This window comes from Salinivibrio sp. ES.052, from assembly GCF_900141775.1.
Taxonomy (GTDB): Bacteria; Pseudomonadota; Gammaproteobacteria; order Enterobacterales; family Vibrionaceae; genus Salinivibrio.
Genome location: NZ_FSRI01000002.1, coordinates 36,469 through 51,651, shown reverse-complemented (window position 1 = coordinate 51,651; position 15,183 = coordinate 36,469). Strand labels below are relative to the sequence as shown.

The 15,183-nt window shown below is 48.6% G+C and carries 26 protein-coding genes; all 26 read left to right on the top strand.

Annotated features, from left to right (window positions below; all coding sequences use genetic code 11):
- Positions 1–9 precede the first annotated feature (9 nt).
- The 26 genes from fusA to secY all read left to right on the top strand — a co-directional run bounded on the left by fusA (position 10) and on the right by secY (position 15,180).
- Positions 10–2,106, top strand: a complete 2,097-nt coding sequence (gene fusA / locus BUQ98_RS09750) for an elongation factor G (RefSeq protein WP_074213672.1) — start codon at positions 10–12, stop codon at positions 2,104–2,106.
- A gap of 100 nt (positions 2,107–2,206) precedes the next feature.
- A complete protein-coding gene (tuf, locus tag BUQ98_RS09745; protein ID WP_074213671.1) occupies positions 2,207–3,391 on the top strand; it encodes an elongation factor Tu in 1,185 nt (394 codons plus the stop codon).
- A 187-nt stretch (positions 3,392–3,578) separates the two neighbouring features.
- On the top strand, positions 3,579–3,770 hold the full coding sequence (gene bfd, locus BUQ98_RS09740; RefSeq protein WP_046074828.1) for a bacterioferritin-associated ferredoxin: 192 nt from the start codon (positions 3,579–3,581) through the stop codon (positions 3,768–3,770).
- 74 nt (positions 3,771–3,844) lie between these two features.
- The gene (gene bfr / locus BUQ98_RS09735) at positions 3,845–4,333 is read left to right on the top strand and encodes a bacterioferritin (RefSeq protein ID WP_074213670.1); all 489 of its coding nucleotides are present in this window, start codon (positions 3,845–3,847) and stop codon (positions 4,331–4,333) included.
- Positions 4,334–4,701: 368 nt separating this feature from the next.
- Complete coding sequence (gene rpsJ / locus BUQ98_RS09730; RefSeq protein WP_002541412.1) at positions 4,702–5,013, top strand: 30S ribosomal protein S10; 312 nt, start codon at positions 4,702–4,704, stop codon at positions 5,011–5,013.
- 13 nt (positions 5,014–5,026) lie between these two features.
- A complete protein-coding gene (rplC, locus tag BUQ98_RS09725; RefSeq protein ID WP_074213669.1) occupies positions 5,027–5,656 on the top strand; it encodes a 50S ribosomal protein L3 in 630 nt (209 codons plus the stop codon).
- A gap of 16 nt (positions 5,657–5,672) precedes the next feature.
- Positions 5,673–6,275 carry a 50S ribosomal protein L4 gene (rplD, locus tag BUQ98_RS09720; RefSeq protein ID WP_074213668.1) on the top strand — a complete coding sequence of 201 codons (603 nt, stop codon included), beginning with the start codon at positions 5,673–5,675 and terminating at the stop codon, positions 6,273–6,275.
- Positions 6,272–6,574: a 50S ribosomal protein L23 gene (gene rplW, locus BUQ98_RS09715; RefSeq protein WP_021024465.1), complete on the top strand. Its 303-nt coding sequence runs from the start codon at positions 6,272–6,274 to the stop codon at positions 6,572–6,574. The genes rplD and rplW overlap by 4 nt, the downstream gene beginning before the upstream one ends.
- 19 nt (positions 6,575–6,593) lie before the next feature.
- Positions 6,594–7,418 (top strand): 50S ribosomal protein L2, encoded by an 825-nt coding sequence (gene rplB, locus BUQ98_RS09710; RefSeq protein WP_074213667.1) that lies wholly within the window; start codon positions 6,594–6,596, stop codon positions 7,416–7,418.
- Positions 7,419–7,438: 20 nt separating this feature from the next.
- Entirely contained in the window at positions 7,439–7,717 is a 279-nt protein-coding gene (gene rpsS / locus BUQ98_RS09705) for a 30S ribosomal protein S19 (protein ID WP_021024467.1), read from the top strand.
- Positions 7,718–7,727: 10 nt separating this feature from the next.
- Entirely contained in the window at positions 7,728–8,060 is a 333-nt protein-coding gene (gene rplV / locus BUQ98_RS09700) for a 50S ribosomal protein L22 (protein ID WP_074213666.1), read from the top strand.
- A 19-nt stretch (positions 8,061–8,079) separates the two neighbouring features.
- Complete coding sequence (rpsC, locus tag BUQ98_RS09695) at positions 8,080–8,769, top strand: 30S ribosomal protein S3 (RefSeq protein WP_074213665.1); 690 nt, start codon at positions 8,080–8,082, stop codon at positions 8,767–8,769.
- Positions 8,770–8,780: 11 nt separating this feature from the next.
- Positions 8,781–9,191: a 50S ribosomal protein L16 gene (gene rplP, locus BUQ98_RS09690; RefSeq protein WP_021024470.1), complete on the top strand. Its 411-nt coding sequence runs from the start codon at positions 8,781–8,783 to the stop codon at positions 9,189–9,191.
- Positions 9,191–9,382 (top strand): 50S ribosomal protein L29, encoded by a 192-nt coding sequence (rpmC, locus tag BUQ98_RS09685; RefSeq protein WP_046074796.1) that lies wholly within the window; start codon positions 9,191–9,193, stop codon positions 9,380–9,382. The genes rplP and rpmC overlap by 1 nt, the downstream gene beginning before the upstream one ends.
- Positions 9,382–9,636, top strand: coding sequence for a 30S ribosomal protein S17 (rpsQ, locus tag BUQ98_RS09680; RefSeq protein WP_074213664.1), 255 nt, complete (start codon positions 9,382–9,384; stop codon positions 9,634–9,636). The genes rpmC and rpsQ overlap by 1 nt, the downstream gene beginning before the upstream one ends.
- Before the next feature lie 159 nt (positions 9,637–9,795).
- Positions 9,796–10,167, top strand: coding sequence for a 50S ribosomal protein L14 (gene rplN, locus BUQ98_RS09675; protein ID WP_021024473.1), 372 nt, complete (start codon positions 9,796–9,798; stop codon positions 10,165–10,167).
- Positions 10,168–10,178: 11 nt separating this feature from the next.
- Positions 10,179–10,493, top strand: coding sequence for a 50S ribosomal protein L24 (rplX, locus tag BUQ98_RS09670; protein WP_074213663.1), 315 nt, complete (start codon positions 10,179–10,181; stop codon positions 10,491–10,493).
- 15 nt (positions 10,494–10,508) lie between these two features.
- Positions 10,509–11,048, top strand: a complete 540-nt coding sequence (gene rplE, locus BUQ98_RS09665; protein WP_074213662.1) for a 50S ribosomal protein L5 — start codon at positions 10,509–10,511, stop codon at positions 11,046–11,048.
- A 17-nt stretch (positions 11,049–11,065) separates the two neighbouring features.
- Complete coding sequence (gene rpsN / locus BUQ98_RS09660; protein WP_021024476.1) at positions 11,066–11,371, top strand: 30S ribosomal protein S14; 306 nt, start codon at positions 11,066–11,068, stop codon at positions 11,369–11,371.
- A gap of 23 nt (positions 11,372–11,394) precedes the next feature.
- On the top strand, positions 11,395–11,787 hold the full coding sequence (gene rpsH, locus BUQ98_RS09655; protein WP_069362266.1) for a 30S ribosomal protein S8: 393 nt from the start codon (positions 11,395–11,397) through the stop codon (positions 11,785–11,787).
- 13 nt (positions 11,788–11,800) lie between these two features.
- Positions 11,801–12,334, top strand: coding sequence for a 50S ribosomal protein L6 (rplF, locus tag BUQ98_RS09650; protein WP_021024478.1), 534 nt, complete (start codon positions 11,801–11,803; stop codon positions 12,332–12,334).
- A 9-nt stretch (positions 12,335–12,343) separates the two neighbouring features.
- Entirely contained in the window at positions 12,344–12,697 is a 354-nt protein-coding gene (gene rplR, locus BUQ98_RS09645) for a 50S ribosomal protein L18 (protein ID WP_021024479.1), read from the top strand.
- A 12-nt stretch (positions 12,698–12,709) separates the two neighbouring features.
- Positions 12,710–13,207: a 30S ribosomal protein S5 gene (gene rpsE / locus BUQ98_RS09640; RefSeq protein ID WP_074213661.1), complete on the top strand. Its 498-nt coding sequence runs from the start codon at positions 12,710–12,712 to the stop codon at positions 13,205–13,207.
- A gap of 5 nt (positions 13,208–13,212) precedes the next feature.
- Positions 13,213–13,392: a 50S ribosomal protein L30 gene (rpmD, locus tag BUQ98_RS09635; protein ID WP_021024481.1), complete on the top strand. Its 180-nt coding sequence runs from the start codon at positions 13,213–13,215 to the stop codon at positions 13,390–13,392.
- Positions 13,393–13,396: 4 nt separating this feature from the next.
- The gene (gene rplO / locus BUQ98_RS09630) at positions 13,397–13,831 is read left to right on the top strand and encodes a 50S ribosomal protein L15 (RefSeq protein WP_074213660.1); all 435 of its coding nucleotides are present in this window, start codon (positions 13,397–13,399) and stop codon (positions 13,829–13,831) included.
- Between the two features lie 23 nt (positions 13,832–13,854).
- Positions 13,855–15,180, top strand: coding sequence for a preprotein translocase subunit SecY (gene secY / locus BUQ98_RS09625; RefSeq protein ID WP_074213659.1), 1,326 nt, complete (start codon positions 13,855–13,857; stop codon positions 15,178–15,180).
- Positions 15,181–15,183: the final 3 nt, after the last annotated feature.

Genomic DNA, 15,183 nt, shown 5'->3' with positions numbered 1-15,183 from the left:
GATACTATTGTGGCTCGTAAAACCCCTATCGAGCGCTACCGTAATATCGGTATTTGTGCTCACGTAGACGCCGGTAAAACCACGACTACCGAGCGGATCCTGTTCTATACAGGTCTGTCACACAAGATCGGTGAGGTTCACGACGGCGCCGCGACCATGGACTGGATGTCGCAAGAGCAAGAGCGTGGTATCACTATCACCTCGGCTGCGACCACTACTTTCTGGGCCGGTTCCGATCAGCAGTTCCAACAGCACCGCGTCAATATCATCGATACTCCAGGACACGTTGACTTCACTATCGAAGTAGAGCGTTCACTGCGTGTTCTTGATGGTGCGGTGGTTGTTTTCTGTGGTTCTTCTGGTGTTGAGCCTCAGTCTGAAACCGTATGGCGTCAGGCTGACAAATACGAAGTTCCACGCATGGTTTTCGTCAATAAGATGGACCGTGCGGGCGCTGACTTCCTGCGCGTTGTTGATCAAATCAAAAACCGTCTTGGTGCACACCCTGTGCCAATCCACTTGAACATTGGCGCTGAAGACCAGTTCAAGGGCGTGATCGATCTGATCAAAATGAAATCGATCAACTGGAATGAAGAAGACATGGGTATGACTTATACCTATGAAGAGATTCCAGATGATCTGAAAGAGCAAGCAGAAGAATGGCACAACTTCCTGGTTGAGTCTGCTGCAGAAGCGTCTGAAGAGTTGATGGACAAATACCTTGAAGAAGGTGAATTGTCTGAAGAAGAAATCAAGAAAGCGCTACGTCAGCGTACGCTTGATAACGAAATCGTTCTAGCAACCTGTGGTTCTGCGTTTAAGAACAAAGGTGTACAGGCCGTGCTGGATGCGGTTATCGAATACTTGCCTTCACCCATCGACGTTAAGTCAATTAAAGGTGAAGACGAACTAGGTAACCCAATTGAGCGTCACGCAGACGACAAAGAACCGTTCTCAGCGCTGGCATTCAAAATTGCAACTGACCCATTCGTCGGTACGCTGACCTTTATGCGTGTTTACTCTGGTGTGGTTAATTCAGGCGACACGGTTTACAACTCTGTTAAAGAGAAGCGTGAACGTCTAGGCCGTATCGTACAGATGCATTCTAACAAGCGTGAAGAAGTGAAAGAGATTCGCGCGGGTGATATTGCAGCTGCCATCGGTCTAAAAGACGTGACAACGGGTGATACACTGTGTGCCATGGATTCAAAAGTTATCCTAGAGCGCATGGAGTTCCCAGATCCCGTTATCCAGATCGCGGTTGAGCCTAAGTCTAAAGCTGACCAAGAGAAAATGGGTATTGCGCTAGGTAAACTGGCGGCAGAAGATCCATCTTTCCGCGTTGAGTCTGATGAAGAATCTGGCCAAACGTTGATCTCGGGAATGGGTGAGCTTCACCTAGACATCATCGTTGACCGCATGCGTCGTGAGTTTAGCGTTGAATGTAACGTTGGTAAGCCTCAGGTTGCTTATCGCGAAACCATCCGTGGTAGCACCAAAGTCGAAGGTAAGTTCGTTAAGCAGTCTGGTGGTCGTGGTCAGTTCGGTCACGTATGGCTGAAGATCGAACCATCAGAGCCAAACGAAGGCTTCGTCTTTGTTGACGAAATCGTGGGTGGTGTGGTTCCTCGTGAATACATCGGCGCGGTATCGAAAGGTATCGAAGAGCAAATGAAAAACGGTGTACTCGCCGGTTATCCAGTGCTCGACGTTAAAGCGACCTTGTTCGATGGTTCTTACCACGATGTTGACTCTAACGAAATGGCGTTTAAGATCGCTGCATCAATGGCCTTCAAGAAAGGTGCACATGACGCGCAACCTGTTATGCTTGAGCCAATGATGAAGGTTGAAGTAACCACGCCAGAAGAGTGGATGGGTGACGTTGTTGGTGACTTGAACCGTCGTCGTGGCCTGATCGGTGGTATGGACGAAGGCCCAGCGGGTCTGAAGATCGTACGTGCCCAAGTGCCACTGTCTGAAATGTTCGGTTACGCTACTGATCTCCGTAGTGCAACACAAGGCCGTGCGTCATACTCGATGGAATTCAGCGAGTATGGTGAAGTGCCTAAGAACATCGCTGACGCCCTGATTGCAGAGCGTAGCTAATTATTTTGGTCCAGATGCCGGTACGATGACCGGCATCAAACACTGACTTCTGAGTTACTAGGCCAAGCCCTTTAACTCACAACTAGGAAGGAAGACGATCGTGTCTAAAGAAAAATTTGAACGTACGAAAACGCACGTTAACGTTGGTACTATTGGCCACGTTGACCATGGTAAAACTACGCTGACCGCTGCTATCTGTACGGTACTTGCAAAAGTACACGGCGGTGCTGCGCGTGACTTCGCGTCAATCGATAACGCACCAGAAGAGCGTGATCGTGGTATCACCATCGCGACGTCTCACGTTGAGTACGATACGCCAAACCGCCACTACGCACACGTAGATTGCCCAGGACACGCTGACTATGTGAAAAACATGATCACCGGTGCTGCGCAAATGGACGGTGGTATCCTGGTTGTTGCAGCGACTGATGGCCCAATGCCACAGACGCGTGAGCACATCCTGCTAGGCCGTCAGGTAGGCATTCCAAACATCCTCGTGTTCATGAACAAATGTGACATGGTTGATGATGAAGAGCTGCTTGAGCTGGTTGAAATGGAAGTCCGTGAGCTGCTTTCAGAGTACGACTTCCCAGGAGACGACTGCCCAGTAATTCAAGGTTCTGCACTGGGTGCATTGAACGGCGAAGAGCAGTGGGAGCAGAAGATTGTTGAGCTAGCAGAAGCCCTGGATTCTTACATTCCAGAGCCAGAGCGCGCAATCGACAAGCCGTTCATCCTGCCAATCGAAGACGTATTCTCAATCCAAGGCCGTGGTACTGTAGTAACTGGTCGTGTTGAGCAAGGCATCATCACCGTGGGTGACGACGTTGAAATCGTGGGCATGAAAGACACCACCAAGACCACTTGTACCGGTGTTGAGATGTTCCGCAAGCTTCTAGACGAAGGCCGTGCAGGTGAGAACGTTGGTGTTCTTCTGCGTGGTACTAAGCGTGACGAAGTAGAGCGTGGTCAAGTACTGGCGAAGCCTGGTTCAATCACCCCGCATACCAAGTTCGAGTCAGAAGTCTACGTACTAGGTAAAGACGAAGGTGGCCGTCATACGCCGTTCTTCAAAGGCTATCGTCCACAGTTCTACTTCCGTACAACTGACGTGACCGGTACTATCGAACTGCCAGAAGGCGTTGAGATGGTGATGCCTGGTGACAACATCAAGATGGTTGTTGAGCTGATCGCACCTATCGCGATGGACGAAGGTCTACGCTTCGCTATCCGTGAAGGTGGCCGTACTGTAGGCGCGGGTGTTGTTGCTAACATCATCGCTTAATTTGATAGACATCTTGTCTTATCAATCAAAGGGAGCGCATTTGCGCTCCCTTTTTGTTTGCGCTTTCTTTCGCGATAACTTGATATAAATGAGTTAGTCATCAATAACCAAGCGTTATATAAAAAACCTTTACCTTGAGAGTAATGCGAACTATTCTCGTTATAGTTCATGTTTTGAGATGACAGAGATGTTAGTTTGTATTTGCCACAGCGTGTCGGATAAGACCATTAAGCATTGGGTGCGTCAGCAAGGCGTCACCAGTATCCGTGAGTTACGCCAGCTGACCCCTCTGGGTTCGCAATGTGGTAAATGTGTCCGTCAAGCCAAAGAGGTAATATATGACGAGAGCCAACTGATCACGCTACAAAAAGCGAGTTAACCTGCAGTCAATATTTGACAGCCTCCTTATGGGTTCTACATTTGTTAAGTAGAACCCATAAGGAGGCTTTTGCCATGAAAGGCGATCCAAAATCGATAGCGTTTCTCAACACGGTACTCGGCAATGAACTGATTGCGATTAATCAGTACTTTTTGCATGCGCGCATGCTTAAAGACTGGGGCTTAAAAGTCATCGCGGACAAAGAATATGAAGAGTCCATTGATGAGATGAAACATGCGGACAAGCTCATTGAGCGTATCTTGTTTTTAGAAGGGACGCCCAATTTGCAAGATTTAGGCAAGTTACGCATTGGTGAAGATACACAAGAAATTTTCGAGTGTGATTTGGCGCTAGAGATGCAAGCGCACGAAGACTTGAAAGAAGCGATTGCCTACACCGAAAGCATCCGTGATTTCGTGTCGCGCGATCTGTTCCAGTATATCCTCGATGATGAAGAAGAGCATATCGATTGGCTGGAAACCCAAATCGGCTTGATTGATAAGGTCGGTATCGCCAATTATAACCAAGCCCAAATCATCGAAGACGCGAGCGACAAAGGTTGATGTTGTCTATCTCCTGAAACGGCTTAGCGCTAAGTGCAAAAGAAAGGCGCGCGGTTATGCGCGTTTTTTTATGGATTGATTTTTAACCAAGGCTTGCAAAGCCATGGTGTATCGGTATAATGCCGGGCACTGCTTAAGTCATTGCGACTTCCGACGCAGTTGTGAACCAATGAGCATCGAGGAATGGAACAGTAAACTGTTCGTTTAATGTATACTCCGCTTATGTTCGCAGTCATAGAATAATGGCTGACAATGTGCCTAATTTTGGCACTACGGTTTCACATAAATTAATCGGCATTCCCTCGCCTTAGTGAGAAGGAATGGCGATATTGTTTGTGTAAATATTTTAGAATTTGGAGCTCTGTCTCATGCAGAACCAACGTATCCGTATCCGCCTGAAGGCATTCGATCATCGTTTGATCGATCAGTCTACAGCGGAAATCGTTGAAACCGCTAAGCGCACTGGCGCACAGGTTAAGGGACCTATCCCTCTGCCTACTCGTAAAGAGCGCTTCACCGTTCTTATTTCTCCGCACGTAAACAAAGACGCACGTGACCAGTACGAAATTCGTACTCACAAACGTCTGATCGACATCGTTGAGCCAACAGATAAAACTGTTGACGCCCTGATGCGTCTTGACCTTGCTGCGGGCGTTGATGTTCAAATCAGCCTGGGTTAAGGGGGAGTAGATAATGATTGGTCTAGTCGGTCGTAAAGTCGGTATGACTCGTATCTTCAACGAAGATGGCGTTTCTATCCCGGTTACCGTAGTTGAAGTTGAAGCAAACCGTGTTTCTCAGGTACGTAAGCCTGAAGTTGATGGTTATGCTGCAATTCAAATCACTACAGGCGAGAAGAAAGCAAGCCGTGTTAACAAGGCACAAGCGGGTCACTTTGCGAAAGCAGGTGTCGAAGCAGGCCGTGGTTTGTGGGAATTCCGTTTGGAAAACGATGAAGAGTTCGAAGTTGGCGCTGAGCTAAACGTAGAGCTGTTCAATGAAATCAAAAAAGTAGACGTTACTGGCACGTCGAAGGGTAAGGGTTTCCAAGGCGGCGTTAAGCGTTGGAACTTCCGTACTCAAGATATGAGCCACGGTAACTCTTTGTCTCACCGTGCTCCTGGTTCTATCGGTCAATGTCAGACTCCAGGTCGCGTATTCAAAGGCAAAAAAATGGCAGGTCACATGGGTGCTGAGCGTGTAACGACTCAAAACCTCGAGATCGTACGTGTTGACGCTGAGCGCAATCTGCTCCTTATTAAAGGTGCGGTACCAGGTGCTACAGGTGGCAACGTGATCGTTAAACCAGCCATTAAAGCGTAACGTCGAGGAGATAGTAATGGAATTGGTAGTAAAAGGCGCCGACGCGCTAACTGTTTCCGAAACTACCTTCGGGCGTGAATTCAACGAATCCCTGGTTCACCAGGTAGTCGTTGCATACGCAGCTGGTGCCCGTCAAGGTACTCGCGCTCAGAAAACTCGTTCAGACGTGTCTGGTGGCGGTGCAAAGCCATGGCGTCAGAAGGGTACTGGTCGCGCCCGTGCAGGTACAATCCGCAGCCCAATCTGGCGCAGCGGTGGTGTCACTTTCGCAGCACGTCCCCAGGATCATGCTCAGAAAGTTAACAAAAAGATGTACCGCGGTGCTCTTAAGAGCATCCTGTCAGAGCTGGTTCGTCAAGAGCGTTTGATCGTTGTTGATAACTTCTCTGTTGAAGCACCTAAAACTAAAGAGCTCGTCGCTAAGCTGAAAGAGCTTGAGTTGAATGATGTTCTGATCGTCACTGCCGAAGTTGATGAGAACCTGTTCCTTGCAGCACGTAACCTTTATAAGGTTGACGTACGCGATACAGAAACCATCGACCCAGTTAGCTTGATCGCTTTCGACAAAGTCGTGATGACTGCTGATGCAGTTAAACAAGTTGAGGAGATGCTGGCATGATCACTGAAGAGCGTATCCTAAAAGTTCTGCGTGCTCCGCACATCTCTGAAAAAGCGACGATGGCTGCTGAAAACAACAACACTGTTGTGTTCAAAGTAGCTAAAGAAGCAACAAAAAAAGAGATCAAAGCGGCAGTTGAAAAACTGTTCGAAGTTGAAGTGAAGTCTGTTCGTACCCTTCTTGTAAAGGGTAAGACCAAACGTCAAGGTATGCGCGAAGGTCGCCGTAGCGACTGGAAAAAAGCGTATGTTGCCTTGAAAGAAGGTCAGGACATCGACTTCGTTGGCGGCGCTGAGTAAGACGGAGGAGTAACAGCAAATGGCTATTATGAAATGTAAGCCGACTTCACCGGGTCGTCGTCACCTTGTTAAAGTGGTTAACCATGATCTGTATAAAGGTAAACCATACGCGCCACTTCTAGAGAAAAACTCTAAGTCTGGTGGTCGCAATAACAACGGTCGAATCACAGTGCGTCACATCGGTGGTGGTCACAAGCATCATTACCGTGTAATTGACTTTAAACGTACTAAAGACGGTATCCCAGCGAAAGTTGAGCGTCTTGAGTATGATCCAAACCGTAGTGCAAACATCGCGCTTGTACTGTATACGGATGGTGAACGTCGTTACATCATCGCACCGAAAGGCCTAAAAGCCGGTGATCAGATTCAATCTGGTGCAGATTCAGCTATTAAGGTGGGTAACAGCCTACCAATGCGTAACATCCCAGTGGGTTCAACGATCCACAATATCGAGCTTAAGCCTGGTAAAGGCGCTCAACTAGCTCGTTCAGCGGGTGCTTATGCACAAATCGTAGCTCGTGACGGCGCGTACGTCACACTCCGCTTGCGCAGCGGTGAAATGCGTAAGGTTCTTGCTGAGGGTCGTGCGACTCTTGGTGAAGTGGGTAACTCTGAGCACATGCTACGCGAACTGGGTAAAGCCGGTGCCGCGCGCTGGAAAGGCGCACGTCCAAGCGTACGTGGTGTTGCAATGAACCCAGTTGATCACCCACACGGTGGTGGTGAAGGTCGTACCTCAGGTGGCCGTCATCCAGTATCACCTTGGGGTATGCCAACTAAAGGCTTCAAGACCCGTAAGAACAAACGTACCGACAAGTACATTGTACGTCGTCGTAACAAGTAATTATTATCAGAGGATAAGCCATGCCACGTTCTCTCAAGAAAGGTCCTTTTATTGACCTGCACTTGCTGAAGAAGGTAGAGAAAGCGGTGGAAAGCGGTGACAAGAAGCCTTTAAAGACTTGGTCCCGTCGTTCAATGATCATCCCACAGATGATCGGATTGACCATCGCTGTCCATAATGGTCGTCAGCACGTACCTGTTTTCGTTTCTGAAGAAATGATCGGTCACAAGCTAGGCGAATTTGCACCAACACGTACTTATCGCGGCCACGCCGCAGATAAGAAAGCTAAGAAGCGTTAAGGGGTAAGAAATGGAAGCTATTGCTAAACATCGCTTTGCTCGTATCTCGCCTCAAAAAGCACGTTTGGTTGCGGATCAAGTGCGCGGTAAAGACGTAGCACAAGCACTGGAACTACTGACTTTTAGCGACAAGAAAGCCGCTGATCTGGTTAAGAAAGTGTTGGAATCTGCTATTGCAAACGCCGAGCATAACGAAGGTGCGGACATCGACGACCTAAACGTCGCCAAAGTCTTCGTTGATGAAGGCCCAATCATGAAGCGTATTATGCCTCGTGCTAAAGGCCGTGCCGATCGCATCTTGAAGCGTTCTAGCCACATCACTGTTGTTGTAGCAGACCGCTAAGAGACGAGGAGATAAAGCAATGGGTCAAAAAGTACATCCTAATGGTATTCGTCTTGGCATTGTAAAGCCTTGGAATTCCACTTGGTTTGCTAGTAACCAAGATTTCGCTGACAACCTAGACGGCGACTTTAAGGTACGTCAGTTCTTGAACAATGAACTGAAAAAAGCGTCTGTTTCTCGCATCGTTATCGAGCGTCCTGCTAAGAGCGTCCGTGTGACTATTCACACTGCGCGCCCTGGTGTGGTGATCGGTAAGAAAGGTGAAGATGTTGAGAAGCTGCGCGCTCGTGTTGCAAAACTGGCCGGTGTACCAGCGCAGATCAATATCGCTGAAGTACGTAAACCTGAGCTAGATGCGCAACTCGTTGGCGACAGCATCGCATCACAGCTAGAGCGTCGTGTTATGTTCCGTCGTGCGATGAAGCGCGCGGTACAAAACGCTATGCGTCTAGGTGCCAAAGGTATCAAAGTGGAAGTAAGTGGCCGTCTTGGCGGCGCTGAAATCGCTCGTACCGAGTGGTACCGTGAAGGCCGTGTGCCACTGCACACGCTTCGTGCTGACATTGATTACGCAACTTCTTCTGCTCACACCCAATACGGTGTTATCGGCATTAAAACCTGGATCTTCAAAGGTGAAATCCTAGGTGGAATGGCTGAAGTGGAGCAAAAGGCTGACAAGCCGAAGAAGCAGCGTAAAGGCCGTAAGTAAGGAGTCTATCGATGCTTCAACCAAAACGTACTAAGTTCCGCAAGACCTTTAAAGGTCGTAACCGCGGTCTGGCGCACGGTACTGACGTAAGCTTCGGTACCTATGGCCTGAAAGCTGTTGGTCGCGGTCGTATCACTGCGCGTCAAATCGAGGCGGCTCGTCGTGCGATGACTCGTCACATTAAACGTCAAGGCCAAATCTGGATTCGTGTCTTCCCTGACAAGCCAATTACTGGTAAGCCGTTGGAAGTTCGTATGGGTAAGGGTAAAGGTTCAGTTGATTACTGGGTTGCCCAAATCCAACCAGGCAAAGTCCTGTACGAAATGGATGGTGTTCCTGAATCACTGGCTCGCGAAGCGTTTGAATTAGCTTCACGTAAGCTACCGATCAAAACCACTTTCGTAACTAAGGCGGTGATGTGATGAAAGCACAAGAACTACGTGAAAAGACTGCTGAGCAACTGAACGAAGAGCTAATGGGCCTGCTACGTGAGCAGTTTAACCTGCGCATGCAAGCGGCTACTGGCCAACTTCAGCAAACTCACACTCTTAAAGCAGTTCGTCGCGATATCGCACGTGTTAAAACCGTACTGACTGAGAAGGCTAACGCATAATGAGCGAGAACATCCGCACTCAGCAAGGTCGCGTTGTCAGCGACAAAGGCGATAAAACTATCGTCGTTGCTATCGAGCGTTTTGTGAAACACCCAATCTACGGTAAGTACATTAAGCGCACGAGTAAGCTACATGTACACGATGAATCGAATGAGTGTAACCAAGGTGACACTGTTGAGGTTCGTGAGTGTCGTCCAATCTCTAAGAAAAAGTCTTGGACATTGGTTCGCGTTGTTGAAAAGTCACGTATCTAAGCGATTTTTCATACAATAATAAGCAAACGGCTCTCATTTGGGGGGCCGTTTATTTTTTATCTACCCATCTGGTCAAAATAGTGTTATTATTCGCCGCCCTTGTAAAAAGGCAGCCCGACCCGAGATGGGTCTAGATGTAATAACAGCGGAGCACTAACAATGATCCAAATGCAAAGTATGCTGGACGCAGCCGACAACTCTGGCGCTCGCAGTGTAATGTGTATTAAGGTTCTGGGTGGCTCTCACCGTCGTTACGCCCACGTTGGCGACATCATCAAAGTTACCGTTAAGGATTCAATTCCTCGCGGTAAAGTAAAAAAAGGTGATGTGCTTAAGGCGGTGGTAGTTCGCACCCGTAAAGGCGTACGTCGTCCAGACGGCTCTGTCATTCGCTTCGACCGCAATGCTTGCGTGTTGTTGAACAACACGAACGAGCAACTAGTCGGCACACGTATCTTTGGCCCTGTGACACGTGAACTTCGTAACGAGAAGTTTATGAAAATTGTGTCTCTGGCGCCTGAAGTTCTGTAAGGAGCGATCTCATGGCAGCTAAAATCCGTCGTAACGACGAAGTTATCGTTCTTGCCGGTAAAGATAAAGGCAAGAAAGGTAAAGTATCTAAGGTTCTACCCACCGGTAAAATTATCGTTGAAGGTATTAACCTCGTGAAGAAACACCAGAAGCCGGTTCCGGCTCTGGGTACTCAAGGCGGCATCGTAGAACAAGAAGCCGCAATTGATGTTTCTAACGTGGCTATCTTTAACGCAGCAGCTGGTAAAGGTGACCGTGTAGGCTTCCGATTTGAAGACGGCAAAAAAGTCCGTTTTTTCAAATCGAATGGCGAAACTATTAAGTAATTCTGGAGTAGTACAATGGCGAAACTGCATGATTACTACAAAGAGACAGTTGTAGCTGAGCTATCTAAGCAATTTGGTTACAAAAGCATCATGCAAGTCCCAGGGATCGACAAGATCACCCTTAACATGGGTGTGGGCGAAGCTCTGAACGACAAAAAACTGCTTGAAAATGCAGCTGCTGATATGACCGCGATTTCTGGTCAAAAGCCGCTCATCACTAAAGCACGTAAGTCAGTCGCAGGCTTCAAGATCCGTGAGGGCTACCCAATTGGTTGTAAAGTAACCCTACGTGGCGAGCGTATGTGGGACTTCTTCGAGCGTTTAATCGCGATCGCAGTTCCTCGTATCCGTGATTTCCGTGGCCTGAACCCGAAAGCGTTCGACGGTCGTGGTAACTACAGCATGGGCGTTCGCGAGCAAATCATCTTCCCTGAGATTGACTATGACAAAGTCGATCGTATCCGTGGTCTTGATATTACTATCACGACTACTGCAGGTACAGATGAGGAAGGTCGAGCTCTGCTGGCTGCCTTTAACTTCCCATTCCGTAAGTAAGGTGAAGGGTTACTGTTATGGCTAAAAAATCGATGAAAGCACGTGATGTAAAACGTGCGAAGCTCGCAGCTCGTTATGCTGAAAAGCGTGCGAACCTGCGTGCGACCATTAAGAGTGTCAACACGTCAGACGAAGAGCGTTGGGACGCCGTCCTGAAGCTTCAGTCGCTACCACGTGATTCTGCGAAGTCTCGTCAGCGTAACCGCTGTAACCAGACTGGTCGTCCACATGGCTACCTACGCAAATTCGGTTTAAGCCGAATCAAGGTTCGTGAAGCTTGCATGAAAGGCGAGATTCCGGGTCTGCGTAAGGCAAGCTGGTAATTGAATCACGGGAGTAAAGACTTATGAGCATGCAAGATCCGATTTCGGATATGCTGACCCGCTTACGCAACGGTCAGACAGCAAAGAAAGTTGCTGTTAAAATGCCTTCGTCAAAGCTAAAAGTGGCAATTGCTGAGCTACTAAAAGCAGAAGGTTACGTGGCTGATGTCGCCGTAAATAGCGACGCCAAGCCTGAACTGGAAGTGACGTTGAAATACTTCGAATCTAAACCAGTTATCGAGCAAATCCAACGAGTTAGCCGTCCAGGCCTGCGCATCTACAAAAAGAAAGATGAGTTGCCTTCAGTGATGGGTGGCCTTGGTATTGCGGTTGTATCAACTTCGAAAGGTTTGATGACCGATCGCGCAGCTCGCAAAGCGGGTCTGGGCGGTGAAATCATCTGCTACGTAGCGTAATAAGGAGTAGGAAATGTCTCGTGTTGCAAAAGCACCTGTCGTAGTTCCTGCCGGCGTAGAGGTGAAACTTGACGGTCAGGACATCACTGTAAAAGGAAGCAAAGGCGAACTTAGCCGCACGCTTCACGATATGGTGGCAGTAAACCAAGAAGAAAACACCATTACCTTCGCACCAAGTGTGGAACACGCTAAAGCATGGGCTCATGCTGGTACAGCGCGCGCACTGGTCAACAGCATGGTTGTTGGTGTAACAGAAGGCTTTACCAAGAAACTGATCCTGAAAGGTGTTGGTTATCGCGCAAACATTGCCGGTAACAAACTTAACCTGACACTTGGTTTCTCTCACCCGGTAGAACACGTTCTACCTGAGGGTGTAAAAGCAGAGTGCCCAAGCCAAACTGAAATTGTTATCAGCGGTGCTGATAAACAAGCAGTTGGCCAGGTTGCTGCTGAAATCCGCGCATACCGCAAGCCAGAGCCTTACAAAGGTAAAGGTGTTCGTTACGCTGACGAAGCTGTGCGTACTAAAGAAGCTAAGAAGAAGTAAGGTAACACTATGGATAAGAAAGCATCTCGTATCCGTCGTGCGACCAAAGCACGACGCAAGATCGCGGAAATGGGTGCGACTCGCCTGGTGGTACACCGTACTCCACGTCATGTGTACGCACAGGTTATCGCTGGTAATGGCGCGGAAGTTATCGCCGCCGCTTCTACCGTAGAAAAAGCGATCCGTGAACAAGTTAAGAGCACCGGGAACAAAGACGCCGCTGCAGCCGTGGGTAAGATCATTGCTGAGCGAGCGAAGGAAAAAGGCATCGAAGCCGTTGCTTTTGACCGTTCCGGTTTCCAATACCACGGCCGTGTGGCTGCACTGGCAGATGCTGCCCGTGAAGCTGGTCTGAAATTCTAAGGTAGGTGGAAGATGGCTAACGATAAACAACAAAGTGATTTGCATGAGAAGCTGATCGCTGTAAACCGTGTATCTAAGACGGTTAAAGGTGGTCGCATCTTTACCTTCACTGCCCTAACAGTGGTTGGTGACGGTAACGGTCGCGTAGGTTTCGGTTACGGTAAAGCCCGTGAAGTACCTGCTGCGATCCAGAAATCAATGGAAAAAGCGCGTCGTAATATGACTACGGTCGCGTTGAATAACGGTACTCTGCACCACGCTGTTAAAGGCCGCCACACTGGTTCTAAAGTGTATATGCAGCCAGCATCAGAAGGTACAGGTATCATCGCAGGTGGTGCGATGCGTGCCGTGCTTGAAGTAGCAGGCGTTCAAGACGTTCTGGCGAAAGCATACGGTTCGACCAACCCAATCAACATTGTTCGTGCAACGATCGATGGTTTGGGTGGTACGAAGTCTCCAGAGATGGTAGCTGCTAAGCGTGGCATGCCTGTTAACGAAATCCTGGGGTAATCGACATGGCTAAGACAATTAAAGTAACTCAGACTCGTAGCGTTATCGGCCGCTTGCCGAAACACAAAGCGACCCTGCGTGGCTTGGGCCTACGTCGCATCAACCACACTGTTGAACTTGAAGACACACCGTGTATTCGCGGTATGATCAACAAAGTCAACTACATGGTTAAAGTGGAGGAGTAATCACATGCGTTTGAATACTCTATCTCCGGCTGCAGGCTCAAAGCCTTCTGCGAAGCGTGTAGGCCGTGGTATTGGTTCTGGCTTGGGTAAAACTGGTGGCCGTGGTCACAAAGGTCAGAAATCACGTTCAGGTGGTTCAGTACGCCCAGGTTTCGAAGGCGGTCAAATGCCTTTGAAACAGCGTCTGCCAAAATTCGGTTTTACTTCGCGTAAAGGCCTAACGTCTGCTGAGGTTCGTCTAGGCGAACTGATGAAAGTTGACGGTGACGTGGTAAGCCTAGAGTCACTAAAAGCAGCGAATGTGATCGCACAAGACACGCGTACGGCGAAAATCGTACTGTCTGGTGAGATCGCTCGCGCAGTGACTGTAAAAGGTGTTCGTGTCACGAAAGGCGCTAAAGCGGCAATCGAAGCTGCAGGCGGTAAAATCGAGGAATAATTTAGCTCGAGGACGAGGTACAGATGGCAAAACAACCAGGACAAAACTTCAGTAGTGCAAAGGGCGGAGTTGCGGAGCTGAAAAGTCGTTTACTTTTTGTAGCTATGGCATTATTGGTATTCCGTGCCGGCTCTTTTGTGCCAATTCCTGGTATTGACGCTGCTGTACTTGCCGATCTGTTCGAACAGCAACAAGGGACCATCATTGACTTGGTTAACATGTTCTCTGGTGGTGCCCTTGAGCGTGCTTCGATACTGGCATTGGGCATTATGCCGTATATTTCGGCATCGATTATTGTCCAGCTCTTGTCAGTCGTTCACCCCGCATTAGCGGAGTTGAAGAAAGAGGGTGAGTCTGGTCGTCGTAAGATTAACCAGTACACCCGCTACGGCACGTTGGTGTTGGCAACCTTCCAAGCAATTGGAATCGCGACTGGGTTACCGAGTATGATGCCAGGTCTGGTGATTAATCCAGGTCCTGCATTTTACTTCACTGCGGTAGTCAGTTTGGTCACAGGTACCATGTTCTTAATGTGGTTAGGTGAGCAAATTACTGAACGTGGTATAGGTAACGGTATCTCGCTGATTATTTTCACCGGGATTGTCGCGGGTCTGCCACCCGCAATTGGACAGACAATAGAGCAAGCGCGTCAAGGCGACATGTCTCCGCTTCTCTTGCTAGGTATCGCAGTGATCGTATTGGCGGTCGTCTACTTTGTGGTCTTTATGGAGCGTGGTCAACGTCGTATCGTCGTTAATTACGCCAAACGGCAACAAGGTCGCCGTGTCTTTGCAGCGCAAAGCACGCACCTGCCACTTAAGATCAACATGGCAGGCGTTATTCCTGCGATTTTTGCATCAAGTATTATTTTGTTCCCTGGCACGCTTGCTAACTGGTTTGGTAAGGGTGATCAGACAAGCTGGTTAACCGATGTGTCATTGGCACTGAGTCCGGGGCAACCAGCGTACGTAATACTTTATGCGGCAGCGATTATCTTCTTCTGCTTTTTTTATACAGCGTTGGTATTTAACCCACGTGAAACAGCAGATAACTTGAAGAAGTCAGGAGCGTTCGTACCTGGTATTCGCCCGGGTGAGCAGACTGCTAAATACATTGATAAAGTAATGACACGGTTAACCCTCGCAGGCGCTATGTATATTACCTTTATCTGTCTGATCCCCGAGTTCATGATGATTGCGTGGGATGTCCACTTTTACTTTGGTGGTACGTCACTACTTATCGTAGTAGTCGTGATCATGGACTTTATGGCTCAAGTTCAGACTCATTTGATGTCTCAACAATATGAGTCCGTGTTGAAGAAAGCCAACCTCAAAGGCTACGGCCGCTAATAG